The sequence below is a fragment of the Pseudomonas sp. 8O genome (genome assembly GCF_902506495.1).
Classification (GTDB): domain Bacteria; phylum Pseudomonadota; class Gammaproteobacteria; order Pseudomonadales; family Pseudomonadaceae; genus Aquipseudomonas; species Aquipseudomonas chaetocerotis.
Genome location: NZ_LR733265.1, coordinates 159,404 through 182,785, shown reverse-complemented (window position 1 = coordinate 182,785; position 23,382 = coordinate 159,404). Strand labels below are relative to the sequence as shown.

Genomic DNA, 23,382 nt, shown 5'->3' with positions numbered 1-23,382 from the left:
GCAGTTAAGACCCCTCCCACAACAACGTGGATGCGCCGGAGAAAGCAGGCATGCCACAACCCAGTGGGAGGGGCTTCAGCCGCGACAGCCGTGAAGACAGGACTGGCCGCGCCCTCAGCGCCAGACTCACACCGCCAACAAGAAGGTCACCGGCCCATCGTTGACCAGGTGCACCTGCATATTGGCGCCGAAGCGTCCGGTGGCGACCTGCGGATGCTGGGCCTTGGCCATTTCGACCAAAGTATCGAACAGCGCAGCGCCTTGGGCAGGTGGCGCGGCGCTGGAGAAGCTGGGGCGCATGCCGCTCTTGGTGTCGGCTGCCAGGGTGAACTGCGACACCAGCAATAGCCCGCCTTGCACGTCCGTCAGCGAGCGGTTCATCTTGCCCGCTTCGTCGCTGAACACGCGATAGTTCAACAACTTGTGCAGAGCACGGGACAGGCTGGTCTGATCATCCTGCGGCTCGATGCCAACCAGTGCCAGCAGGCCCTGATCGATGCTGCCCACCACCTCGCCTTCGACCTCGACCCGTGCTGCGCTGACGCGCTGGATCAGCAGCTTCATGCATCCTCCGGCGGCAGGTCGAGCAGGCGCCGGGCCATCTGTTCGGCTGCGCGGATCAGTGCGTCGGTAATACCGGGTTCAGCGGCCGAGTGGCCGGCGTCACGGATGATCTGCAGCTCGCTGTTGGGCCAGGCCTGATGCAGCGCCCAGGCGTTATCCAGCGGGCAGATGGCATCGTAGCGCCCATGTACGATGATACCCGGCAAGTGAGCGATCTTCGGTATGTCACGGAGCAGCTGGTTGGGTTCGAGGAAAGCGTCGTTGACGAAGTAGTGGCACTCGATACGGGCAATGGACAGCGCCCGATGCGCCTCGCTGAAACGATCGACTACCTGAGTATTGGGACGCAGGGTGGCGGTGCGGCCTTCCCAGGTCGACCAGGCCTTGGCTGCATGCATCTGGGCAATCTGGTCGGCGCCCGTCAGGCGTTTGTAGAAGGCCCGCATCAGATCGCCACGCTCCTCGACCGGGATGGGCGCCACGTAATCCTCCCAGTAATCGGGGAACAGACGACTGGCACCCTCCTGATAGAACCAACTGAACTCCTGCGGCCGACACAGGAAGATGCCGCGCAGAATCAGCCCATGCACGCGCTGCGGATGCGCCTGTGCATAGGCCAACGCCAGGGTCGAGCCCCAGGAGCCGCCGAACAGCACGAACTTGTCGATACCCAGGTGCTCACGAATACGTTCGATATCGGCAATCAGCGCCTGGGTGGTGTTGTTCTCCAGGCTCGCGTGCGGCGTCGAACGGCCACAGCCACGCTGGTCGAAGGTGACGATGCGATACAGGGCGGGATCGAAGTAACGACGGCTGGCTGAATCGCAACCGGCGCCAGGGCCGCCATGGATGAACAGTACCGGCAACCCGTCCGCAGAGCCGCTCTCGTCGATGTACAGCACGTGCGGTTGCTCGACCGCCAGTTCATGGCGAGCGTAGGGTTTGATCTCCGGGTACAAAGTCTGCATGGTTGGCTCCTGTTGGCTGGGCTACAACTGCCGTGTTCCACTCTGCCCGGCATCATAACCATGAAAAGGAAGTTCAGCATGTCGATGCGTCATCTGGCTTGGTCGCTGTTTATGTCCTTCACCCTCCTGCTCGCCGGCTGCGGCGGTCGCGACGATCCACAGGCTGCTCTGGAGGCGGCCGTTCAGCAGTTGCAGGACAACATCGAGGCCAAGAGCACCGGTGCGGTGCTGGAGCAGTTGCATGGCGACTTCCTGGCCCGCCAGGAACTCGATCGTGAGTGGGCCAAACGCACCATGACCCTGCTGTTCCTGCGCCACAAGAACATCAAGGTCATCGCACTGGGCAAGAACAGCTGGATCGACTCGGCGATCAGCAGCAAGGGCTACACCGAAGCCCAGGTCGGCCTGAGCGGCGCCGAGGGGTTGATTCCCGATAGCGCGCGGCACTACTCGGTGAAGCTGGAATGGTGGCTCGATGGCGACGAATGGAAACTGGCGCGCCTGGACTGGGAGTGACGACGTAGCCCGCCCGCCTGCGTAGGAGCCGGCTTGCCGGCGATCACCCGATGTTCGCCATCCAATCTGATCGCGAGCAAGCTCGCTCCTACAGGGGAGCGGGCCTAACGCACCCAGTTACGTAGCCAATGCAATCCGGGCTATCGGCTAGTCGGCCTGGCGCCAGATCAGGTCCGAAGTGACGTAGCCCTGCTCGCGCGCGACGCTGAGCAGCTTGTCGCGGGTTTCCTGATCAACATCCGGGGTGCGCGACAGCAGCCACAGATATTTGTGCTCCGGGTGACCGACCAGCGCCACGCGGTAATCCTCGTCGTGGTAGATCACCCAGTAGTCGCCCTTGATCGGCAGCAGCTTGCTGGCCCAATTATCAAAGCGCACCCACAGCTTGTCGGTTTGCCCTTCGACCTGAGGCTCGGCCACACCCTTGGCCTCGATCCACTCACCGTCCTTGTCGCGGCAGCGGTTGGTCACATCGATGCGGCCATCGTCACGCAGACCGTAATGCGCCTGCGACTGCACGCAGTTGCGCTGGAAGAACATCGGCAGACGTGCCAATTCGTACCAGGTGCCCTGGTAGCGCTGCAGGTCGACCTGCATGGTCTGCGGTGGCGGTTTGGAGATGCTGCCGGTACCTGAATTGGCACAGCCCGCAAGGGCGAGAATGGTGCTGGCGATTAGGATCGAACGCATGGAAGCTCCCGTTTACTTGAGTCCCTTGCCGGAGAACAGCATGACCTTGTCCCCGGCGTACTGGACACTGATATAGGCCTTGTCGTCACCCCAGGTGCAGCTGGTCACCCCCAGAGCGCCCGCACACTCGCCCGGCGCACCGAGCAGGCTTTCCACTTCCTGCTTGCTCATGCCCGCCTTGAGCTTGGAATAGTTGTCCTGATTGATCTTGCTGCAGGCGGCGAGCAGACAGCAGGCGAGCAACGCGACGATACGCATCGACATGGATGAAGCTCCTGATGGGAAGGTGCCAGCAAGCTTGGCATAGCCGGCGATGACTTGCCCGCTTGGAGTTCAGAAACGCGAGCCGGGTTCCCGCAGGAAGGCTTGCTCTTCGTCAGTGGAGGCACGCCCCAAAATCGCGTTGCGATGAGGAAAGCGACCAAAACGGGCAATCACCCGCTGATGACGCTCGGCGAAATCGAGGAAGTTGGCGAACAAAGGCCGCTCAGCGGCAGCGGCTTCGTTCAGCAGATCAGCAAACAGCTCGACCGCGCGGTCCTGCAACGACAGATCTTCGGCGTGCTCGAAGACCAGATAGGCAAAAACGCGCTGGATCGGCGTCAGCCTGCGATCCCAGCCGCGATCCAGGCCATCGCGCAACAGCGGGCGAGCCAGGCTGTCGCCGGCAAAGGCCCGCGGCGTATCGCGAAAGATCATGCGCGGCAGCTGATCGAGCAGGATCAGCTGCGCCAGCCAACCTTGCGGGTCGTCCGCCCAACCCTGCAGCTCGCCAGCCAGTGCCTGCTCGACCAGGGCGCCGAAGCGCACCTCGGCCTCACGATCCTGGCTTTCACGCTTGCCGAACCACAACCCATGGCGCGCGGCCGAAACCTCGGTAGCGTTGCCGTCGGCACCGAACCACCAATCGAGCAGCAGCTGCCAGGCGTGCATCAGCTGCGATGGTAGGCGGTGATGCGCAGCACTTCTTCCTTGGAGCCAAGGTAGACCGGTACGCGCTGGTGCAGAGAAGTGGGCTGGATATCGAGAATACGCTGGCTACCGTCGGTAGCTGCACCGCCAGCCTGTTCGATGATCATCGCCATCGGGTTGGCCTCGTACATCAGACGCAGCTTGCCCGGCATCGACGGATCGCGTGCGTCGCGCGGGTACATGAACACACCGCCGCGGGTGAGGATGCGGTGCACATCGGCCACCATCGAGGCGATCCAGCGCATGTTGTAGTTGCGCCCCAGCGGCCCGGTTTCACCGGCCAGCAACTCGGAGACATAACGCTGTACCGGGGCTTCCCAGTGGCGCTGATTGGACATGTTGATGGCGAATTCCTTGGTGGACTCCGGCACCTTGATGTTGTCATGGGTGAGCACGAAGCTGCCCAGTTCACGATCCAGGGTGAAGCCCTTCACGCCGTCGCCGAGGGTCAGCATCAGCATGGTCTGCGGGCCATAGATGGCGTAGCCGGCCGCGACCTGCTGAGTACCCGGCTGGAGGAAGGCCTCTTCGCCCAGATCACCGGTTTCACCGTTACGTTCAGGGCTGCGCAGCACCGAGAAGATGGTGCCGACCGAGACGTTGACGTCGATGTTGCTGGAGCCATCCAGCGGGTCGAATACCAACAGATAAGCGCCTTTCGGATACTTGCCGGGGATCTGGTAGGCGTTGTCCATTTCCTCGGACGCCATGCCGGCCAGGTGACCGCCCCACTCGTTGGCTTCGAGCAGGATCTCGTTGGAAATCACGTCGAGTTTCTTCTGTACTTCGCCCTGCACGTTCTCGCTGTCCAGGCTGCCCAGCACGCCGCCGAGGGCGCCCTTGGAGACCTGGTGGCTGATCGCCTTGCAGGCCCGCGCCACGACTTCGATAAGAAAACGCAGGTCGGCCGGGGTGTTGTGGCTGCGAGTCTGCTCGATCAGGTAGCGGCTCAGGGTGACGCGGGACATGGACGGCTCCGGAAAGGGGAAAAATCGCGCGCAGTTTAACCCGAGTCGCCGCGCAATGCTGCCTGCCGGGATGGATGGCTGAGATCGGCGCCTGCCAACTGCCCGCAAACGCGATTGCGCCCGTCGCGTTTGGCCTGATAAAGCGCGGCGTCGGCAGCCTGCAACAGCTCGTCGAGTGCCTGCCCCTGCTCAGGCCAATGGGCCAGCCCGGCAGACAGGGTCACACGCTGGTCGCCGCCACGGGTGGCGACATCGCGAGTCGCCAGTTGCGCGCAGATGCTTTGCAGGCGTTCGCTAGCCTCGCGCGGATCGGCGCCCGGCAAGATCAGCAGAAACTCTTCGCCACCGATACGAAACACCGCATCGGTACTGCGCAGGTTATCCAGCAGGTGCTGCGCGACGGCCTTGAGTACGTCGTCGCCGACCAGGTGGCCGCATTCGTCGTTGAGGCGCTTGAAGTGATCGAGATCGATCAGGGCCAGCGCCAATGGCAGGTTCTCGCGCTGCGCCCTGGCTAGTTCGCGCTCGAAGAACTCATCCAGATAACGGCGGTTGTAAAGCCCGGTCAGCGGATCGCACAGGGCCTGTTCACGCAGTTGCTCGTGCAGGCTGGAGATGGTGCGCAGACGCTCCTCACTCAGCGCCAGCGCTTCGGCCAGCTTGAGTTCACTGAGGTGGCGCTGGGTCACGTCACGGATGTAGAGCATATGGCCCAGCAGGGTCGGACCATGGCGGCTGGCGCGCTGGATGGCGCGCACGCGCACCTCGTAGTAGCGCGCGGCACTGGTCAGTGTCAGCGGCAGGTCCTGCTCGTTGCCGTTGTGTTCTTGCAGCGACTGCTGCAGATCGGCACCGAAAACCGGCCACTGCCCCAACTCGGTGCCTTGCCATCCCGCTTGCAGGCCTGCCAGTTTCAGCGCCGCCGGGTTGGCCTCGATCACCCGTCCACGAGGGTCGATCACCAGCACCGGATCGAGCAAGGCTTCGAGCAGCAGATGACGAGCCACCGGCAACAGGTCGAACAGACGCACCCCGACGATCAACCAGGAGAACGCCATCAGCGTGAACGCGAAACTGAAGGGCGTCGGGTCGAAGCCGAACAGCGTCCAGCCGAACCCCACATAGCCGATATTGGCCACCCAGGGCACTGCAGTGACCAGCACGAAGGCCAGATAATGGCGGCGATGCAATCCCTGGCTCAGCGCGGCGGCACGCGTCACCACGCCCATGCAGAAGGCCATAAACAGGTAGACGTAGACGGCGGTGGCGTAGAACAGCGCGCCATGCTCATAGCGCACCGGCGCACCCAGGCTGGCGTCGACCGGCGCACTACCGGCCCCGTAGAACAGACCATGCCAGGGGTTGCTCAGCGCCAGCCCCCAGACCAGCAGCGGCACCAGGCTCAACCCGAGGATGCTGCTGCGTGCCAGCGGCGCGCGCATGCTGTTGACGTATTGCCAGAGGAAGACGGCCCAGAACGTGGGCGTGGAAACGATGCCGGGCCAGGCCATACTGGCCCAGAACATCTTGCAGTCGGCACTGAGGAAGGTCATTTCCAGCGCAGCAGCCACCATCCACCAGAGGCTGGCCAGATGCAGCAGGATGAAACTGTCACGTCCGGGAAAGTCGCGCTGGCGGGTCACCCAGTGCGCCAGCAGGATCACGCCGAGGCACACCAGCAGCGTCACCAGCACCGGCGCCGAGAAACTCCAGCCGGAAGCCATGCAGGCCTGCATCAGCGACTCCTCCGCATTCCCGACGAAGCCGTGCGTGAGTCGCATGCGCAAGCGACGCGAGGCGACTGGACAATGACGCGAATCGAAATACGCAAGGGCCTTCCTGACCTTCCATGCTGGATTGGCGCGGGGTGCCTAAGATACTGCAAAAGCCCTGCCGCTTGTTGGTCCATGCCGCTCAGGCGTCTGGCGGGCGACGCAGCACACTGGCGGCCATCGCGGCCAGCAACCCAACTCCCACCAGCAGTACAGCCCAGAGTCCCCAACGCTGCCAGTCCTGACTGGAGCCGGCTTGGGATTCGACCGAAGCGGCAAGCGGCTCGGCCAATTCGGCACGACCAAGATTGGCGAGTCTTTCCGCCTGATAGCCGGGGATCAGGGTGTGCAGCGGCAATGCTGCCGACTGTGCATTCGGGTTACCCAGCGCCAGCCGATAAGGCGGCTCGCCACGGGCGAGAAATACCAGTTGCGTCGCGCGCACTGCGACCTGCATGCGTGGCACATCCACGCCCAGGCCGCCGCCACGCGCATCCACCTGCATACGCAGCTGTCGCACCGGCCAACCGGGCAGCGTCAACTCATCGTTCACCACTTCGCGCCCAGCCTCGGGCAGGCGATAGAGAACCCCGTTGACCAGCTGACGCCAGGCGCCCTGATCACTGCTGCGCGCCTCGAAACGCAGTGGCGCCAACGTGTTGCTCTGTTCCAGTTCGACCCGCAGTCGCTCCAGAGGCAACGACAAGGGCAACTGCCATTGGTAATGCCCGTCAGCGTTGGCCTGCGCCGCCATGGGCTCGGACCACACCAGAGGCGCCGCCTGATGAGCATGGCGCTGACTGCGCAGGGTAACGGCCTGCAGTTGCGGGGCCTGCGCAGGGCTGCGCCATAGCAGGCGCAGATAACGGGCACGCTGGCCGGGCAGTTCGACCTGGCGCTGATCGATGCGCTCGTCGGCGAAGCTCAGGCGCGCCACCTGCCCTTCCCCCCAACTGCGCCAGTGCTGCAGGTCATCACTGGCTTCGATGCTGAAACGCTGAAAGCCGTCTTCGGCTCCGCTCCAGTCCAGGCTCAGACGCACCAGCGGCGCGTCGATGGCGCTGGCGTCGAGCAACCAGCCCCGCAGTTGCTGCTCGCTTTCGGCCGGCGCCTCGCCGCGCAGCTCGATCAGCGTGCCAGTGGTGCTGCGTTCGACGCGTAGCGCGGGCATTTCCTGGGCATCGACGCGGCCCCTCAACGGGAACCCGCTTACGCCATACTCCTGTTCGTGCTGCACGCTCTCGCTGCGCCCCGGAATCAGCGCATAGGCCTGCATCTGGCCATTGCTGTCGAATACGCGCAGATCACGCAAATCGCCATGCCCGGCGGCGAGGTGAGCGGCGAAGGGTAGTTCCAGTCGATACCAGGGCCCCTCGCCGGCGAGTTGCAGGGCGGCACCATGCCGATAGTCCTGAGGTTTCTCACTGGCCTGGCTGAGCGCACTCAGCGACAACCCCAGGAGCAGACACCAACGAACGAGCTTCATACGGCAGACTCCTGTTCATCGGCAGCCGACTCTTCGGCCTTGCGCGGCGGTAGCGGGGCGAAATAGCCGACCACCAACAGCAGCACACCGACGCCGATGAACGAGACGATGCGCTCCAGGCCGCCCCGGTTGCCCAGCTCGACAAAGAGCAACTTGGCCACCACCAGGGCAATCAGCGCGGCGCCGACCAGCCACAGTTCACGACGCACGCGCAAATGGCCGAACAGCATCAGCGCCAGGGCGATCAGCGTCCAGACGATGGACCAGCCAGCCTGCACCAGCATCGAGTCGAACAGTGCCGACGTCTGCCAGGGCACGCCGCCCCAGTGGTGCGCGGTACGCATCACCATCACCGTCAGCAGGGCGAACAGCGAAACACCTGCCACGCCATGCACCACCGGCAACGCCCGCACCGGCGCCAGGCCGAAGCGCGGCAGGGCATCGCGCGCCCAGACGAACAGTGCACCCAGACACAGCAGCAAACCCAACTCCAGTGGGTTGAACAGCGGCAAATACGGCAGCGGATCGCTGTCGCCGGCGCTATTGGCGTTGGCCAGCCAGAACCAGGCGAGCATCAATGCGGCCAGAGGTGCCGCCGCCCACAGCCGGTACTCGCGCTCGAAGCTGGTCACCGGCCAGGGCAAGCGCCGTGCCTGCGCCATCGCCCACAGATAGGCAGTCGGCAGCAGCGCCCACCCCAGCCAACGCCAGGCGTTGTAGTGATCGGACAGGCTCAGCAGCAGATAACGCAGCTCCAGCGCCAGCACGCCGAGCAGCAACCAGCAACCGAGCACATGGGCGACGCTGGCTGCCGTACTCGGCAGCAGATCGACCAGGGACCGCAGGATAAGCAGATGCACCGCGATCACGGCAGCCCAGCCCAACCAGCCGAAGTGCGCAGCTGGATGGTAGAGGGAATGCCAGGCCTGGATCAGGATCAACCCTGCCACCGGCGCCAGCAGGCTGCACAGCGTGGCCAACTCGCTCCAGCGGGTGCGCAACGCCAGCAGCATCCAGATCAGAGCCGACAGCGCTGCCACTACCAGCAACACGCTGGCCTGCATATCTACAGTCACGAAGCGCATCACTTCACTGGCCAGTGCCAAGGCCCACCAGACGGCGCCCCAGGCCAGCAGCAACTGGCCCAGACGCTGCAGGCTGACGCCATCGAGGCCAGTATCCTGTCCGCTGCACGCCAGGCTGTGCAGGCGCCAGGCGCCAATCTGCGCAGCCAGGCCAAGCACGGCGGGCGTCCAGAAGCCAGTGTGCGCCAGCGGCGACAAGCCTTCACCACTGAGCCCCGACAGCAGCAACGGCCCGGCGGCGAGGAAGGCCAGGCCGGCGAAGACCTGCAGCGCCAGGCTGAACAGGAAAGCCGCGCGCTGCCGCAGGTAGAGCGCCAGCCACAGAATCAGCAACCCAGTCCCGCCCCACACTGCCGCAGCCGCCACCCAGGGCAGCACGAACAGCACCGCCAGATTGATGAAGACCAGACCAACCAGCATGACCATCGACAATACGCCGAGCAGCCGACGGTTCTCGCGAATCTGCGGATCACGCGCCGCCAGCAGCATGCCGGCGATCAGCCCAAGACCGACCATCGACGCCGCCAGCAGGCCGAACCAACCGGCGCTGAAACCACCACGCCCGAACAGCGCATCCAGCGCCATCTGCCCGAGGAACAGCAAGCCACCGAGCAACTGGATGGCGAAGGCGCTGTAGACAAAACTTGACGCAGCGATACGCAGGCCGACGAACAGGGTCGCCAACCCGGCCAGTGCCCAGGCGATGGCCGTACCCGGCGCAGCGAACAGCAGCGGTGCGATTAGATAGATGAATGCCAACCCGGCCAGGCCCAGCCAGGGCAGCAGACGATTTTCCCAGGCATTGGCCGCCTGCGGCGCCTGGCGCAGCTGCCAGTAACTGAACAGCAGCGCCGCACCGAGCATCAGCGCGCCCAGCGGCGAGCCGTCGAGCAGGCTTTCGTAACCATGATCCAGGCCACTGACGAACGCCATTGCCGCGCCCACCTGCAACAACAGCGCGAACGCACGCGCCAGCGGCCGCCCCTGACGCAGGCCCAACCAGAAGATGCCGGCGCCTTCCACGGCCCAGGCCGCTGCCGTCCAGCGCGCATCCAGCCCGAGCGGGATGGCCAGGCTGGCGAAGACCACGCCGAGCGCCAGGCAGGTTTCCACCAGCAACAGTGCGCGGTCGCCAGCACGCGCCTTGAGCACCCGTGCCAGTAATAGATAGAACAGGCCCAGACCCAGGGCGCTGAAGGCCGCAGCGAACTCGATATGTCGCACCAATGCGACTTGCAGACCGAAGCCGATCAACGGCGGGCCGAACAACGTGGTGGCATCGACGTAGTCGCCACGGCGCAGCGACCAGCGCAGCAATTCGTCACGCGCCTCAGGCGCATCCGCTGCATCGCGCAGGGTGCGGCGGGCGAACAGCAGGCCGATGGCCACGTACATCAGGAAGAACAGGATCAGGAATGGCTGAGTGCTGCCCAGCAGTTCGGGCGTGTAGGAACGCAGCCCCCAGGCGAAACCGATGCCGAAGGTGCCGACGAAGCCGATCAGATTGAGCAGGCGCCAGGCCTTGAACCAGGCGATGGCGAAGATGCCGGCATTGAGCAGGGCGAAGTAGGAAAACAGCGCGATATGATTGCCGCTACCGGTGGAAGTCAGGATTGGCGCAGCGAAGCCGCCCAGCGCCGCAGCAGCCGCCAGGCCAAGCGCGTTCTGCTGCACGGCAAGGATGGCCGAGAACAGCGTCACCGCCACCAGCAGGCCGAGGGCCAGGCCAGGGTCCAGCAGGGGGTGCAGGCGCATGGCAGCGAATACCGTCAGATACAGCACGGCGATGCCGGTGCCCTGCAGCACCAGGGCGTAATTGCGATTGCGTCGGCGCAACCACCAGCCCAGGCCGAGCAGCGCCAGTGCACTGGCCGCAACGCCTATGTAGCGCAGCTCTACCGGCACCTCGACACCTTCGGTGGCGTAACGCAGGAGGAAGGCCAAGCCGAGGAACAGCAGCACCACGCCAACCCGCAGCACGGTGTTACCGCCAAACAGCCAGGCCTTGGCGGCAGCGATACCACGCTCGATCAGATTCGGCTCGCGCGGCGGTTGCTCGCGCCAGGGGCTTTGTTGCGGTGCCGGTTGGGGCTGGTGGGCGACCTGCGCGGCCAGTGGCACAGGTTCCTCGACAGGCTGCGATGTTTCGACTTCCGGCAGCGGATCAAGCGTCCAGTCCAGTTCGGGCTGCGGCTGCTGTTCTTCGGCAGCAGCCGGCTCGGGCACTGGGCTGGAGAGGGGTTCGACGGAGGCCGGCTCCGGCTCGCTGCGCTCACCCTGCTCGACCTTGACCAGGCGCTCGTGGATGGCGCGAGTTCCGTGATCGAAGCGTTCAGCGAAGTCCTTGAGCTGCGCAGCCAGTTGCGCATTGTGCGTCTCCAGCCCCTGCAGACGCAGCGCCTGGCCCAGACTGAGGCCGATCAGACCGCCCAGAAGCGCACCCGTGACCGATTCGCTAGCGCCCACACCGAGCACCAAACCGACCAGCATGAAGATCCATTGCATGCGTTATGTCCCAACCCTGAGAAAGAGGTCGCCTCGCGTTCCTAGCAGGCCGCCCGAGACGAGCCACAGTATAGAAGTCGCGCCGACCCACACCCATAGAGACGACTGCCAAGCTGTTCACAGGCACAACGGAAAACGATCAGCCGCCAGCCGGTGCTTCACAAACGCCCCGCGCCCGCTATTATCGCCGCCCCGTGACAGCAGCGGCGCAGACCGCACGATAGCCAAAACCATGATAAAGCCCCGCCTGATAGCCGCTGCAGAAATCGACCGCCTGGAAACCTGGGCCAAATACACCAGCGACATGTGCCACAGCTGCATGTCCACCTGCTGCACCATGCCGGTTGAGGTGCGCCTGAACGACCTGATCCGCCTGGAGCTGGTGGACGAGTTCGAGCGCAGCGAGCCGCCGAAGAATATCGCCAAGCGCTTGCAGAAGGACGGCATCGTCGAGCGCTTCAACCAGAAGTCGGGCATCTTCACCCTGATCCGCATGTCCAACAACGACTGCCTGTTCCTCGACCGCAAGACACGCCTATGCACGGTCTACGAGAAGCGCCCGGACACCTGCCGCCATCACCCCAAGGTCGGCCCACGGCCTGGGTATTGCGCGTACAAGCCGAAGTAAGGCTGGTCACGCGGGCACTGCACAGCGCACCCTACGAAACCCGGCGCAGGCCGATAACACGCCCGACGCAGGCTGGGCGTTGCAGGTTCTGCTGTTCGGCTGCCAGGTGCGCCACCCGCTCGGCCACCTGTTCGTCGAACAGCGCCGCACGGCCAACGGCACTGTCGATATTCATCAGCATCTGCTCGCTTTCCGCCAGGCTGGCGTCTTCGCCCGGCCGATAAAGGCCATGGTGGATATGCAGGCGCTTGGCGTCGTGCGCCAGCAGTTGCGTGCGCACCTCGACCTCTTCGCCCTCCTTCACCTCCGCCAGGAAGTTGAGATGGCACTCCAGGGTGTACAGGGTGTGCCCGGTGCGGGCGCGACCCGCTTCGTCGAGGCCCAGCACGTCCATCAGCGCATCGGTGGCGTGGCTGAAGATCAGCAGATAGAAGGCATCGCGCAGGTGGCCGTTGTAGTCGACCCAGTCGGGGGAAATGATGGTTTGGTAGCTGGTCAGCGGCTTGGCGGACATGACACTACTCCAGAAGTGGCCCCGGTGCGTAGGGTGCGCCGTGCGCACCGGGAAGGACTCGGTTTACTCGGCGAACGCGAACCCATGCTTGGCCTTGGTCTGGCGGATCGCCTCCAGCACCGCCAGCAGGCAATCATCGCGATAGCGCTCCAGGGCATCCAGGCTGCGTTCGCCTTGCTGCTCGGCGGTGCCTTCGACCACGGCATCGATCAACCCCTCGGTCAGTTCCGGCGCCTCCAGATAGGTCCAGGGCAGCTTCAGCGCCGGGCCGAACTGAGCCATGAAGTGGCGCATACCGGCCGGGCCGCCGGCCAGGGTGTAGGTCAGAAAGCTACCCATGAACGACCAGCGCAGGCCGGCACCGAAGCGGATCGCGTCGTCGATTTCGCCGGTAGTGGCCACCCCGTCGTTGACCAGGTGCAGCGCCTCGCGCCATAGCGCTTCGAGCAGACGGTCGGCGATAAATCCTGGGACTTCCTTGCGCACGTGCAGCGGGCGCATACCCAGCGACTCGTACACGCCGATCGCCGCCTGTACTGCCTCGGGCGCCGTCTTCGCACCGCCCACCACTTCCACCAACGGCAGCAGATAAACCGGGTTGAAGGGGTGACCGACCACGCAGCGCTCAGGATGTGCGGCGTCTGCATAGAACTCACTGGGCAGCAGACCCGAGGTGCTGGAACCGATCAGTACATCCGGACGCGCCGCAGCGCTGATCTTCGCGTGCAGCTCGCACTTGAGGTCGAGGCGTTCGGGCGCACTTTCCTGGATGAAATCGGCATCGCACACGCAGTCTTCGATGCTGTCGACGAAACGCAGACGATTCAGCGAAGCGCCAGGTGCCAGGCCCTGCTTTTCCAGCGCCGGCCAGGCGTTGGCCAGACGCGTGCGCAGTACCGCCTCGGCGCCAGGCGCCGGGTCCCAGGCGATCACGTCGAGGCCGTGGGCCAGGGCGCGGGCGATCCAGCCGGCGCCGATCACACCGGTGCCCAGGGCGGCGAAGGTCTTGATGTCGGTGACGAAGGTCATGGTTGAACTCCGGTAGCCCGGATGCAATCCGGGAAATTGGCGTTAGGGAATGCTCCCGGGTTGAATCCGGGCTACGGGACTGTCGCGGCTAAAGCCCCTCCCACAAGAGCAGCGCAAACCTGTGGGACGGGGCGGGCGGCGTTGCGCTTTAGCCGCGACGCTTGAGCTTCATCTTCTCGCGGCCTTCGCCCGGGGTCAGGGCGCGGCCGCCGAGGCGTTCGATGATCTCGATGGCGCGCTCGACCAGTTGGCCGTTGCTCGCATGCACGCCACGGTCCAGCCAGATGTTGTCCTCCAGCCCTACCCGCACGTGGCCGCCGAGCAGCATGGCCTGGGCGACCATGGGCATCTGCATGCGGCCGATGCCAAAGCCGGCCCAGGTGATGCCCGGCGGCAGGTTGTCGGCCATGGCCTTCATGGTCGTGGTGTCGGCCGGCGCGCCCCAGGGAATGCCCAGGCACAGCTGGATCAGCGGGTCGTCCAGCAGCCCTTCCTTGATCATCTGCTTGGCGAACCACAGGTGGCCGGTGTCGAAGATTTCCAGCTCGGCCTTCACGCCCAGTTCGGTGATGCGCTTGGCGCCGGCACGCAGTTGCGCCGGAGTGGAGACGTAGATGAAGTCGCCGTCGCCGAAATTCAGGGTGCCGCAGTCCAGGGTGCAGATTTCCGGCAGCAACTCCTCCACATGCGCCAGGCGGGTGATCGGCCCGACCAGATCGGTACCGGCACCGAACTCCAGCGGCTGCTCGCCCCGGCCGATCTCCAGATCACCGCCCATGCCAGCGGTGAGGTTGATGATCACATCGGTGTCGCTTTCGCGGATGCGCTCGACCAACTCGCGGTACAGCGCCACGTCGCGGCTTGGCTTGCCGGTCTGCGGGTCGCGCACATGGCAATGGGCGACGGTGGCGCCGGCCTTGGCCGCCTCGATGGCGGCGGCAGCGATCTCCTTGGGGGTGACCGGGATCGCCGGGTGCTTGCCGACGGTGTCGCCAGCGCCGGTCACCGCGCAGGTGACGATAACCTCGTAGTTCATTTTCGACTGTCCTTTCCAGGGGCGAACGAGTGCCGACGGCAGGGCCGCAGACGTTTTGCAATAAGGGGAATCGGCGCCGGCTCACCCGGCGCCTCGGTATCAGTTGCCGGCGACCAGCGCGGCGTTGGCGGGTTTGCCGTCCAGCGTGGTGACGCCCTCGAGCCAGGCCTCGACCACCTGCGGATTGGCCTTGATCCAGTCACGCGCCACCTGCGCCGGCGCCTTGCGATCCATGATCGGCTGCATCAGTGCCGCCTCCTGTTCGCTGGTGAAACGCAGACTGGTGAGCAAGCGGTTGGCGTTGGGGCAACGTTCGGCGTAATCCGGCGCGGTAACGGTGGACACCGTAGCGGCACCGTCATTGGGGCCGAACACGTCCTCGGTGCCGGTGAGATAGGTGATCTGCATCGACAGGTTCATCGGGTGCGGTTTCCAGCCGAAGAACACCACCGGTTTCTCGTTACGCGCAGCGCGGCCGACGGCAGCGAGCATGCCAGCCTCGCTGGACTCCACCAGCTTGAAGCCGCCCAGGCCGAACTGGTTGGAGTCGATCATCTTCTGGATCGCCGTATTGGCGCCGGAGCCGGCCTCGATGCCGTAGATCTTGCCGTCCAGCTCGTCCTTGAATTTGGCAATGTCAGCCAGGGTCTTGAGGCCCTTGTCAGCGGTGTAGCTGGGTACGGCGAGCACAGCCACGGCGTCATCCAGCGACGGCTCTGCCGCGACCTTGACCGCACCGGCATCGAGGAAGGGTTTGATGTTGTCGTCCATGATCGGCTTCCAGTAGCCAAGGAAGGCGTCGATCTGCCCTTTCTGGATACCGGCAAAGATGATTTGTTGCGACGCCTGGGTCTGCTTGGTTTCGTAGCCAAGGCCCTGCAGCAGTTCGCTGGCGACGGCCGTGGTAGCGACCACGTCGGTCCAGCCGACGGCACCGATTCGAACGTTCTTGCAACTGGCATCGTCGGCCAGCAGGGAGGTACTGAACAGGCTCAGGGTGCAGCACGCGGCCAGCGCGGTAAGACCTTTCATCTGGGTGCTCCTCATCGTGTCACAGCGGTTCTATTTCGTTTTTCTAGAGGTCTGCCAACGGACAGAGCCCCCACCGTGCTCGGGGAATCTCGTCTCCCGATGAAAGCACCTTACGCTTCGGCTTCACGCATAACTCGCACTTTAGCGACTATTCATTGACCTATACCGACTTATGCTTGTATGAAAGCCATGCTGGCCCATTAATCTTTCGCCATGTCCGTAGCCCGGATGCAATCTGGAATTCCCCCCGGATTGCATCCGGGCTACCAGCCACCCTGCACCTGCACCATGATTTGTATGCCTCAAACATTCTGCTTCCTGCTGCTGCCCGGCTTTTCCATGATGGGCCTGATGTCCGCCATCGAGCCGCTGCGCGTGGCCAATCGCTTTCGCGGCGAGCTGTATCGCTGGCGCCTGCTCAGCCAGAACGGCAATGCCGTGCAGGCCAGCAACGGCATGTCGCTCAACGTCGACGGCGGCCTGGAACTGCCAGAGGAAAGTCGAGCACTGTTCGTGGTCGCCGGCTTCGAGCCGCTGGCCCATTACGACCACACTCTGGCGCATTGGCTGCAACGCCACGAACCCGAGCTGGCCGTGCTCGGCGGTATCGACACCGGCAGCTTCGTGCTGGCCGAGGCCGGGCTATTCCAACACCAGCGCCTGACCCTGCACTGGGAAGCCATCGACGCCTTTCGCGAGCGCTACCCGGCATTGCGGGTCACCCAGGAGCTGTTCGAGATCGATGGCAAACGCATCACCAGCGCCGGCGGCACCAGCAGCCTCGATCTGATGCTCGGCCTGATCGGCCAGGAACACGGCGAGCCGTTGGCGATGCAGGTATCCGAACAGTTCGTGGTCAGCCGCATTCGCACTCGCCTGGATCACCAGCGCATGCAGGTGGCCAGTCGCTACGACCTGCACAACAAGAAGCTGGTGCGGGTTATCGGCGAAATGGAGCGCCAGTGCGAGCAGCCCCTGCCCAGCGAAGCGCTGGCCGAGCGGGTCGGCATCACCGTGCGTCAGTTGGAGCGGCTGTTCCGTCATCATCTGGCGAGTACGCCGTCGGCCTTCTATCTGGGCCTGCGCCTGGACAAGGCGCGCCAACTGCTGCGCCAGAGCGACCTCAGCGTGCTGGAGGTGAGCCTGGCGTGCGGCTTCGATTCGGCCTCGTACTTCTCGCGCTGTTACCGCAAGCGCTTCGCCGCCAGCCCCAGCCAGGATCGCCACGAGCGACCAGGCAGCTAGCAGGCTGTTGAAAAACTACCTGCGTTGCCATTGCTGCGTTAAAAACAGGCTCGTGCGCGAGTCCGATCAAAATGCTCATTTACAACTCGTAAACTCCGCTTTTTCGCCTGTTTTTGCCTTGCACTGGCTGCCTCGCCTACGTTTTTCAACGGCCTGCTACGCCAACCGTAGCCCGGATGCAATCCGGGGCCAGGCGCCACAGATTCCCCGGCTTGCATCCGGGCTACGCGCAATAGGCGAAACGATGACATATCCGTTCGCGACCTCGGCTTGACGCTTTCGGCAAACCCCCAGTCGTTTTTGCATCGGGTCGCCCTGCCCCCCAGGGATAAGCTCTCCCCAAAGCGCCGACGACCGACTCGGCGCATACGTTTAGGGGACAAGCCTGATGAGCCCAGCCGAATTGCACGCCGACAGCATCGTCATCGACGGTCTGATCATCGCCAAGTGGAACCGCGACCTGTTCGAGGACATGCGCAAGGGCGGCCTGACTGCGGCCAACTGCACCGTGTCCGTGTGGGAGGGTTTCCAGGCCACGGTGAACAATATCGTTGCCAGCAGCAATCTGATTCGTGACAACAGCGACCTGGTCATGCCGGTGCGCACCACCGCCGACATCCGCAAGGCCAAGGAACAGGGCAAGACCGGCATCCTATACGGCTTCCAGAACGCCCATGCCTTCGAGGACCAGATCGGCTACGTCGAGGTGTTCAAGCAGCTCGGCGTGGGCATCGTGCAGCTGTGCTACAACACCCAGAATCTGGTCGGCACCGGCTGCTACGAGCGCGACGGTGGCCTGTCCGGCTTCGGCCGCGAGATCGTCGCCGAGATGAACCGCGTCGGCATCATGTGCGACCTGTCCCACGTCGGCTCCAAGACCAGCGAGGAAGTCATCCTCGAATCGAAGAAACCAGTCTGCTACTCCCACTGCCTGCCTTCCGGCCTGAAAGAACACCCACGCAACAAGTCCGATGAAGAGCTGAAGTTCATCGCCAACCACGGCGGCTTCGTCGGCGTGACCATGTTCGCGCCGTTCCTGGCCAAGGGCATCGACTCGACCATCGACGACTACGCCGAAGCCATCGAGTACGTGATGAACCTGGTCGGCGAAGACGCCATCGGCATCGGCACCGACTTCACTCAGGGCCACGGCCAGGACTTCTTCGAGTACCTGACTCACGACAAGGGCTACGCACGGCGCCTGACCAACTTCGGCAAGATCGTCAACCCGCTGGGCATCCGCACCGTCGGCGAGTTCCCCAATCTGACTGAAACGCTACTCAAGCGAGGCATGTCCGAGCGCGTGGTGCGCAAGGTCATGGGCGAGAACTGGGTGCGCGTATTGAAGGACGTCTGGGGCGAGTAAGCCCCTCCCTATCCCATGATCATTCCCACGCTCAGCGTGGGAATGCAGCCCGTGACGCTCTGCGTCACAGAAGCGGACGCAGAGCGTCCAATGAGGCGTTACCACGCAAAGCGTGGGAACGATCAGACAACGAATTCTGGAGCTGAAAACACATGGCCACCCACGCCCCCGAAATGCCCATCGCCGTAGACGACGAAACCGGCGTCTGGACCACAGACGCCCTGCCGATGCTCTACGTGCCGCGCCATTTCTTCGTCAACAACCACATGGGCATCGAGGAAGTGCTCGGCGCCGACAAATACGCCGAGATTCTCTACAAGGCCGGCTACAAGTCCGCCTGGCACTGGTGCGAGAAGGAAGCCGAGTGCCACAGCATCTCAGGCGCTGCGGTGTTCGAGCACTACATGAAACGCCTGTCGCAGCGCGGCTGGGGCCTGTTCGAAACGCAGAAGCTCGACCTGGAAACCGGCCATGCCGAGGTCAAGCTCAAGCATTCGGCCTTCGTCTACGTGTACGGCAAGGTCAATCGAAAAGTCGACTACATGTTCACCGGCTGGTTCTCCGGTGCCATCGACCAGATCCTGGCCGCCAAGGGCAGCCCGATCCGCACGGTCACCGTGCAGGAATACAGCGGCGCCGAAGACGACCACGACGACGGCCTGTTCGTCACCCGGCCACTCTGAGTCACCCATAAGAAATCCGTGGGGGCGGCCAGCGCCTCCCACAACGCTAGAGCGCTTACCGTGAGGATGCCGTAATGGCCTTCGAAGCAATGTTCCAGCCGATCCAGATCGGCAAGCTGACCATCCGCAACCGTGTGCTCAGCACCGCGCACGCCGAGGTCTACGCCACCGACGGCGGCATGACCACCGAGCGCTACGTGAAGTACTACGAAGAGAAGGCCAAGGGCGGCATCGGCCTGGCCATCTGTGGCGGCTCCTCGGTGGTGGCCATCGACAGCCCGCAGCAGTGGTGGAGTTCGGTCAACCTGTCAACCGACCGTATCATCCCGCACTTCCAGAATCTCGCCGACGCCATGCACAAGCACGGCGCCAAGATCATGATCCAGATTACCCACATGGGCCGCCGCTCGCGCTGGGATGGTTTCCACTGGCCGACCCTGATGTCGCCGTCCGGCATCCGCGAGCCGGTGCACCGCGCCACCTGCAAGACCATCGAGGTCGAGGAGATCTGGCGCGTCATCGGCAACTACGCCCAGGCCGCGCGCCGCGCCAAGGAAGGTGGCCTGGATGGCGTCGAGCTGTCCGCCGTGCACCAGCACATGATCGACCAGTTCTGGTCGCCGCGCGTCAACAAGCGTACCGACGAATGGGGCGGAACCTTCGAGGGCCGCATGAAATTCGGCCTGGAAGTATTGAAGGCAGTGCGCGCCGAGGTCGGTGACGACTTCTGCGTCGGCATGCGCATCTGCGGCGACGAATTCCACCCGGACGGCCTGTCCCACGAGGACATGAAGCAGATTGCTGCCTATTACGACGCCACCGGCATGCTCGACTTCATCGGCGTCGTCGGCTCGGGCTGCGACACCCACAACACCCTGGCCAACGTCATTCCGAACATGAGCTACCCGCCGGAGCCCTTCCTGCACCTGGCGGCTGGCATCAAGGAAGTGGTCAAGGTGCCGGTGCTGCACGCGCAGAACATCAAGGACCCGAACCAGGCCACGCGCATCCTCGAAGGCGGTTACGTGGACATGGTCGGCATGACCCGCGCGCACATCGCCGACCCGCACCTGATCGCCAAGATCAAAATGGGCCAGATCGACCAGATCAAACAGTGCGTCGGTGCCAACTACTGCATCGACCGTCAGTACCAGGGCCTGGACGTGTTGTGCATCCAGAACGCCGCGACCAGCCGCGAATACATGGGCGTGCCGCACATCATCGAGAAGACCACCGGCGTCAAACGCAAGGTAGTGATCGTCGGCGGCGGCCCGGCTGGCATGGAAGCAGCGCGCGTAGCCGCTGAGCGTGGTCACGATGTCACCCTGTTCGAAAAGCAGGAACAACTGGGCGGGCAGATCACCTTGGCGTCGAAAGCGCCGCAGCGTGACCAGATCGCCGGTATCACCCGCTGGTATCAACTGGAGCTGGCGCGCTTGGGCATCGACCTGCGTCTGGGCACCGGCGCCGACGCAGCGAGCATCCTCGACCTGCGTCCGGACATCGTGGTGCTGGCCAACGGCGGCCATCCGTTCCTCGAACAGAACGAGCACTGGGGCGCTGCCGAAGGGCTGGTGGTGAGCAGTTGGGACGTGCTCGCAGGCAAGGTCGCACCGGGCAAGAACGTGCTGGTGTACGACACCATCTGCGAATTCACCGGCATGTCGGTGGCCGATTTCCTCGCCGACAAGGGTGCGCAGGTGGAGATCGTCACCGACGACATCAAGCCGGGCGTGGCCATCGGCGGCACCAGCTTCCCGACCTATTACCGCAGCCTGTACCCCAAGGAAGTGATCATGACCGGCGACATGATGCTGGAAAAGGTCTACCGCGAGGGCGACAAGCTGGTGGCCGTGCTGGAGAACGAATACACCGGCGCCAAGGAAGAGCGGGTGATCGACCAGGTGGTGGTGGAGAACGGCGTACGGCCGGACGAGTCGCTGTACTACGCGCTGAAGGAAGGCTCGCGCAACAAGGGCCAGATCGACGTCGAAGCACTGTTCGCGATCAAGCCGCAACCCTGTTTATCCGAGTCGGGCGAAGGCTACCTGCTATTTCGCATCGGCGACTGCGTGGCCCAGCGTAACACCCACGCGGCGATCTACGACGCCTTGCGCCTGTGCAAGGACTTTTAAGCTTGTCTCCCCTCTCCCTCCGGGAGAGGGGCCGGGGGTGAGGGATTGTTGGCGCGACTGGATTACCCGTCGCCGGACATCCCCCTCACCCCAGCCCTCTCCCAAAGGGAGAGGGGGCTGACCGGATCGCCTTGAGGTCCCCCTAAGGAGACCAACGAATGTTGAATACCCTACTCCCCATTCTGCTCTTCGCTGCGCTCAGCCTCGCTGTGCTGGGCGCGTTGAAGCGCTTCTTCATGTGGCGCCGTGGTCGACCATCGAAGGTCGACTGGCTTGGCGGTCTGCTGCAGATGCCGCGCCGCTATCTGGTAGATCTGCACCACGTGGTCGAGCGCGACAAGTACATGTCCAGGACCCACGTGGCCACTGCCGGTGGCTTCGTTCTGGCAGCGGTGCTGGCCATCGTCGTGCACGGTTTCGGCCTGCACAACCGCATCCTCGGCTTCGCCCTGCTGGGCGCCACGTTGCTGATGTTCGTCGGCGCTCTGTTCGTCGCCAAGCGCCGCCTCGACCCACCATCGCGCCTGTCAAAAGGCCCATGGATGCGCCTGCCAAAAAGCCTGCTGATGTTCGCCGCCAGCTTCTTTATCGCCACGCTGCCGGTGGCCGGTATCCTCCCCGAAAACTTCGGTGGCTGGATTCTGGCTGTCATCCTCGCCGTCGGCGTTGCCTGGGGCGTGTCCGAGCTGTTCTTCGGCATGACCTGGGGCGGGCCAATGAAGCACGCCTTCGCCGGCGCCTTGCATCTGGCCTGGCACCGCCGTGCCGAGCGCTTCGGCGGCGGTCGTTCCACCGGCCTGAAAGCCCTGGATCTGGACGACCCGAAAGCCCCGCTGGGCGTGGAGAAACCCACAGACTTCACCTGGAACCAGTTGCTCGGTTTCGACGCCTGTGTGCAGTGCGGCAAGTGCGAAGCCATGTGCCCGGCCTTCGCCGCCGGCCAGCCGCTGAACCCGAAGAAGCTGATTCAGGACATGGTCATCGGCCTCGCCGGTGGCAACGACGCCAAGTTCGCTGGCAGCCCCTACCCTGGCATACCACTGGGCGAACACAGCGGGGGCCCGCATCAGCCGATCGTGAACCTCAACGGCAAGGCGCTGGTGGATGCCGAGACCCTGTGGTCGTGCACCACCTGCCGCGCCTGCGTCGAGGAATGCCCGATGATGATCGAGCACGTCGATGCCATCGTCGACATGCGCCGTCATCTGACCCTCGAGAAGGGGGCGACCCCGAACAAGGGTGCCGAGGTGCTGGACAACCTGATCGCCACCGACAACCCGGGCGGTTTCAATCCGGGTGGGCGCCTGAACTGGGCGGCCGACCTGAACCTGCCACTGCTCGCCGACAAGGGTGAAACCGACGTGCTGTTCTGGGTCGGTGATGGTGCCTTCGACATGCGCAATCAACGCACCCTGCGTGCCTTCGTGAAGATCCTCAAGGCTGCCGCCGTCGACTTCGCCGTGCTCGGCCTGGAAGAGCGCGACAGCGGCGACATAGCCCGCCGCCTGGGCGATGAAGCGACCTTCCAGCACCTGGCCAAACGCAACATCGCCACAATGGCCAAGTACCGCTTCAAGCGCATCGTCAGCTGCGACCCGCACAGCTTCCACGTACTGAAGAACGAATACGGCGCACTCGGCGGCAACTATCAGGTACTGCACCACAGCACCTTCATCGACGAACTGCTGCGCAAGGGCTCGCTGAATCTCGGCCAGAGCAAGGCCACCAGCGTGACCTACCACGACCCCTGCTACCTCGGCCGCTATAACGGCGAGTACGAGGCACCGCGCGCCGTGCTCAAGGCCATCGGCATCGAGGTCAGGGAAATGGAGCGTTCGGGCTTTCGCTCGCGCTGCTGCGGTGGTGGTGGCGGCGCACCGATCACCGACATCCCCGGCAAGCAGCGCATCCCCGACATGCGCATGATCGACATCAAGGAAACGGGCGCAGAACTGGTGGCTGTCGGTTGCCCGCAATGCACCGCGATGCTCGAAGGCGTGGTCGCGCCGCGCCCGGAAATCAAGGACATCGCCGAGCTGGTGGCCGAGGTGCTGATCGAAGCCACCGAAGTGGCGGCAAAAAAGCCGCTCGCCAAGCGTGAACTGGTAGAGGTGCAGTGATGAAGCAACTGGCGCTCCCCTCTCCCTCCGGGAGAGGGGCTGGGGGTGAGGGTCTGAACCCGAGCCGC

The 23,382-nt window shown here is 64.1% G+C and carries 20 protein-coding genes; 7 read left to right on the top strand and 13 right to left on the bottom strand.

The window, feature by feature from the left end:
• Nucleotides 1-126: 126 nt before the first annotated feature.
• Together dtd and pip are read right to left on the bottom strand one after the other, a co-directional pair.
• Nucleotides 127-564 carry a D-aminoacyl-tRNA deacylase gene (dtd, locus tag GV002_RS14435; protein ID WP_160019078.1) on the bottom strand — a complete coding sequence of 146 codons (438 nt, stop codon included), beginning with the start codon at nucleotides 562-564 and terminating at the stop codon, nucleotides 127-129.
• Nucleotides 561-1,532, bottom strand: a complete 972-nt coding sequence (pip, locus tag GV002_RS14430; RefSeq protein WP_160019077.1) for a prolyl aminopeptidase — start codon at nucleotides 1,530-1,532, stop codon at nucleotides 561-563. The genes dtd and pip overlap by 4 nt, the downstream gene beginning before the upstream one ends.
• A gap of 78 nt (nucleotides 1,533-1,610) precedes the next feature.
• On the opposite strand from pip, the gene GV002_RS14425 reads away from it, so the two are divergent.
• On the top strand, nucleotides 1,611-2,048 hold the full coding sequence (locus GV002_RS14425; protein WP_160019076.1) for a hypothetical protein: 438 nt from the start codon (nucleotides 1,611-1,613) through the stop codon (nucleotides 2,046-2,048).
• Nucleotides 2,049-2,195: 147 nt separating this feature from the next.
• Here GV002_RS14425 and GV002_RS14420 read toward each other — a convergent pair whose 3' ends face one another.
• From GV002_RS14420 to GV002_RS14390, 7 genes are all read right to left on the bottom strand, one after another.
• Nucleotides 2,196-2,738, bottom strand: a complete 543-nt coding sequence (locus tag GV002_RS14420) for a lipocalin family protein (RefSeq protein ID WP_160019075.1) — start codon at nucleotides 2,736-2,738, stop codon at nucleotides 2,196-2,198.
• A 12-nt stretch (nucleotides 2,739-2,750) separates the two neighbouring features.
• Nucleotides 2,751-3,002 (bottom strand): outer membrane protein assembly factor BamE domain-containing protein, encoded by a 252-nt coding sequence (bamE, locus tag GV002_RS14415; RefSeq protein ID WP_160019074.1) that lies wholly within the window; start codon nucleotides 3,000-3,002, stop codon nucleotides 2,751-2,753.
• A 69-nt stretch (nucleotides 3,003-3,071) separates the two neighbouring features.
• A complete protein-coding gene (locus GV002_RS14410) occupies nucleotides 3,072-3,671 on the bottom strand; it encodes a DUF924 family protein (protein ID WP_160019073.1) in 600 nt (199 codons plus the stop codon).
• Nucleotides 3,671-4,678, bottom strand: coding sequence for a class 1 fructose-bisphosphatase (locus GV002_RS14405; protein ID WP_160019072.1), 1,008 nt, complete (start codon nucleotides 4,676-4,678; stop codon nucleotides 3,671-3,673). Before GV002_RS14405 ends, GV002_RS14410 begins: the two co-directional genes overlap by 1 nt.
• 35 nt (nucleotides 4,679-4,713) lie before the next feature.
• A complete protein-coding gene (locus tag GV002_RS14400; RefSeq protein ID WP_160019071.1) occupies nucleotides 4,714-6,414 on the bottom strand; it encodes a histidine kinase N-terminal 7TM domain-containing protein in 1,701 nt (566 codons plus the stop codon).
• 178 nt (nucleotides 6,415-6,592) lie between these two features.
• On the bottom strand, nucleotides 6,593-7,936 hold the full coding sequence (locus GV002_RS14395; RefSeq protein ID WP_160019070.1) for a DUF3999 domain-containing protein: 1,344 nt from the start codon (nucleotides 7,934-7,936) through the stop codon (nucleotides 6,593-6,595).
• Nucleotides 7,933-11,526 carry a DUF2339 domain-containing protein gene (locus tag GV002_RS14390; protein ID WP_160019069.1) on the bottom strand — a complete coding sequence of 1,198 codons (3,594 nt, stop codon included), beginning with the start codon at nucleotides 11,524-11,526 and terminating at the stop codon, nucleotides 7,933-7,935. The genes GV002_RS14395 and GV002_RS14390 overlap by 4 nt, the downstream gene beginning before the upstream one ends.
• 232 nt (nucleotides 11,527-11,758) lie before the next feature.
• Here GV002_RS14390 and GV002_RS14385 point away from each other — a divergent pair, with 232 nt between their 5' ends.
• The gene (locus GV002_RS14385; protein WP_160019068.1) at nucleotides 11,759-12,154 is read left to right on the top strand and encodes a YkgJ family cysteine cluster protein; all 396 of its coding nucleotides are present in this window, start codon (nucleotides 11,759-11,761) and stop codon (nucleotides 12,152-12,154) included.
• Nucleotides 12,155-12,185: 31 nt separating this feature from the next.
• Here the strand turns inward: GV002_RS14385 and GV002_RS14380 are convergent, their stop codons facing one another.
• The 4 genes from GV002_RS14380 to choX form a co-directional block, all read right to left on the bottom strand.
• The gene (locus GV002_RS14380; protein ID WP_160019067.1) at nucleotides 12,186-12,668 is read right to left on the bottom strand and encodes a thioesterase family protein; all 483 of its coding nucleotides are present in this window, start codon (nucleotides 12,666-12,668) and stop codon (nucleotides 12,186-12,188) included.
• A 63-nt stretch (nucleotides 12,669-12,731) separates the two neighbouring features.
• Entirely contained in the window at nucleotides 12,732-13,697 is a 966-nt protein-coding gene (locus tag GV002_RS14375; protein ID WP_160019066.1) for an L-carnitine dehydrogenase, read from the bottom strand.
• Between the two features lie 148 nt (nucleotides 13,698-13,845).
• Nucleotides 13,846-14,733, bottom strand: a complete 888-nt coding sequence (locus GV002_RS14370; protein WP_160019065.1) for a 3-keto-5-aminohexanoate cleavage protein — start codon at nucleotides 14,731-14,733, stop codon at nucleotides 13,846-13,848.
• 99 nt (nucleotides 14,734-14,832) lie between these two features.
• Nucleotides 14,833-15,765: a choline ABC transporter substrate-binding protein gene (gene choX / locus GV002_RS14365; RefSeq protein ID WP_160019064.1), complete on the bottom strand. Its 933-nt coding sequence runs from the start codon at nucleotides 15,763-15,765 to the stop codon at nucleotides 14,833-14,835.
• A 297-nt stretch (nucleotides 15,766-16,062) separates the two neighbouring features.
• On the opposite strand from choX, the gene GV002_RS14360 reads away from it, so the two are divergent.
• The 5 genes from GV002_RS14360 (at nucleotide 16,063) to dgcB (ending at nucleotide 23,314) form a co-directional block, all read left to right on the top strand.
• The gene (locus GV002_RS14360; RefSeq protein ID WP_160019063.1) at nucleotides 16,063-17,010 is read left to right on the top strand and encodes a GlxA family transcriptional regulator; all 948 of its coding nucleotides are present in this window, start codon (nucleotides 16,063-16,065) and stop codon (nucleotides 17,008-17,010) included.
• Between the two features lie 388 nt (nucleotides 17,011-17,398).
• Complete coding sequence (locus GV002_RS14355) at nucleotides 17,399-18,376, top strand: dipeptidase (protein WP_160019062.1); 978 nt, start codon at nucleotides 17,399-17,401, stop codon at nucleotides 18,374-18,376.
• Nucleotides 18,377-18,528: 152 nt separating this feature from the next.
• Nucleotides 18,529-19,059 carry a DUF5943 domain-containing protein gene (locus GV002_RS14345; protein ID WP_160019061.1) on the top strand — a complete coding sequence of 177 codons (531 nt, stop codon included), beginning with the start codon at nucleotides 18,529-18,531 and terminating at the stop codon, nucleotides 19,057-19,059.
• Nucleotides 19,060-19,133: 74 nt separating this feature from the next.
• Nucleotides 19,134-21,194: a dimethylglycine demethylation protein DgcA gene (gene dgcA / locus GV002_RS14340; protein WP_160019060.1), complete on the top strand. Its 2,061-nt coding sequence runs from the start codon at nucleotides 19,134-19,136 to the stop codon at nucleotides 21,192-21,194.
• 158 nt (nucleotides 21,195-21,352) lie between these two features.
• Nucleotides 21,353-23,314 carry a dimethylglycine demethylation protein DgcB gene (dgcB, locus tag GV002_RS14335; protein WP_160019059.1) on the top strand — a complete coding sequence of 654 codons (1,962 nt, stop codon included), beginning with the start codon at nucleotides 21,353-21,355 and terminating at the stop codon, nucleotides 23,312-23,314.
• Nucleotides 23,315-23,382 lie beyond the last annotated feature (68 nt).

Excerpts from the sequence above, each read along its gene's own strand:
- dtd (WP_160019078.1), bottom strand. The coding sequence starts at position 564 with ATGAAGCTGCTGATCCAGCGCGTCAGCGCAGCACGGGTCGAGGTCGAA.
- pip (WP_160019077.1), bottom strand. The coding sequence starts at position 1,532 with ATGCAGACTTTGTACCCGGAGATCAAACCCTACGCTCGCCATGAACTG.
- GV002_RS14425 (WP_160019076.1), top strand. The coding sequence starts at position 1,611 with ATGTCGATGCGTCATCTGGCTTGGTCGCTGTTTATGTCCTTCACCCTC.
- GV002_RS14420 (WP_160019075.1), bottom strand. The coding sequence starts at position 2,738 with ATGCGTTCGATCCTAATCGCCAGCACCATTCTCGCCCTTGCGGGCTGT.
- bamE (WP_160019074.1), bottom strand. The coding sequence starts at position 3,002 with ATGTCGATGCGTATCGTCGCGTTGCTCGCCTGCTGTCTGCTCGCCGCC.
- GV002_RS14410 (WP_160019073.1), bottom strand. The coding sequence starts at position 3,671 with ATGCACGCCTGGCAGCTGCTGCTCGATTGGTGGTTCGGTGCCGACGGC.
- GV002_RS14405 (WP_160019072.1), bottom strand. The coding sequence starts at position 4,678 with ATGTCCCGCGTCACCCTGAGCCGCTACCTGATCGAGCAGACTCGCAGC.
- GV002_RS14400 (WP_160019071.1), bottom strand. The coding sequence starts at position 6,414 with ATGCAGGCCTGCATGGCTTCCGGCTGGAGTTTCTCGGCGCCGGTGCTG.
- GV002_RS14395 (WP_160019070.1), bottom strand. The coding sequence starts at position 7,936 with ATGAAGCTCGTTCGTTGGTGTCTGCTCCTGGGGTTGTCGCTGAGTGCG.
- GV002_RS14390 (WP_160019069.1), bottom strand. The coding sequence starts at position 11,526 with ATGCAATGGATCTTCATGCTGGTCGGTTTGGTGCTCGGTGTGGGCGCT.
- GV002_RS14385 (WP_160019068.1), top strand. The coding sequence starts at position 11,759 with ATGATAAAGCCCCGCCTGATAGCCGCTGCAGAAATCGACCGCCTGGAA.
- GV002_RS14380 (WP_160019067.1), bottom strand. The coding sequence starts at position 12,668 with ATGTCCGCCAAGCCGCTGACCAGCTACCAAACCATCATTTCCCCCGAC.
- GV002_RS14375 (WP_160019066.1), bottom strand. The coding sequence starts at position 13,697 with ATGACCTTCGTCACCGACATCAAGACCTTCGCCGCCCTGGGCACCGGT.
- GV002_RS14370 (WP_160019065.1), bottom strand. The coding sequence starts at position 14,733 with ATGAACTACGAGGTTATCGTCACCTGCGCGGTGACCGGCGCTGGCGAC.
- choX (WP_160019064.1), bottom strand. The coding sequence starts at position 15,765 with ATGAAAGGTCTTACCGCGCTGGCCGCGTGCTGCACCCTGAGCCTGTTC.
- GV002_RS14360 (WP_160019063.1), top strand. The coding sequence starts at position 16,063 with ATGCCTCAAACATTCTGCTTCCTGCTGCTGCCCGGCTTTTCCATGATG.
- GV002_RS14355 (WP_160019062.1), top strand. The coding sequence starts at position 17,399 with ATGAGCCCAGCCGAATTGCACGCCGACAGCATCGTCATCGACGGTCTG.
- GV002_RS14345 (WP_160019061.1), top strand. The coding sequence starts at position 18,529 with ATGGCCACCCACGCCCCCGAAATGCCCATCGCCGTAGACGACGAAACC.
- dgcA (WP_160019060.1), top strand. The coding sequence starts at position 19,134 with ATGGCCTTCGAAGCAATGTTCCAGCCGATCCAGATCGGCAAGCTGACC.
- dgcB (WP_160019059.1), top strand. The coding sequence starts at position 21,353 with ATGTTGAATACCCTACTCCCCATTCTGCTCTTCGCTGCGCTCAGCCTC.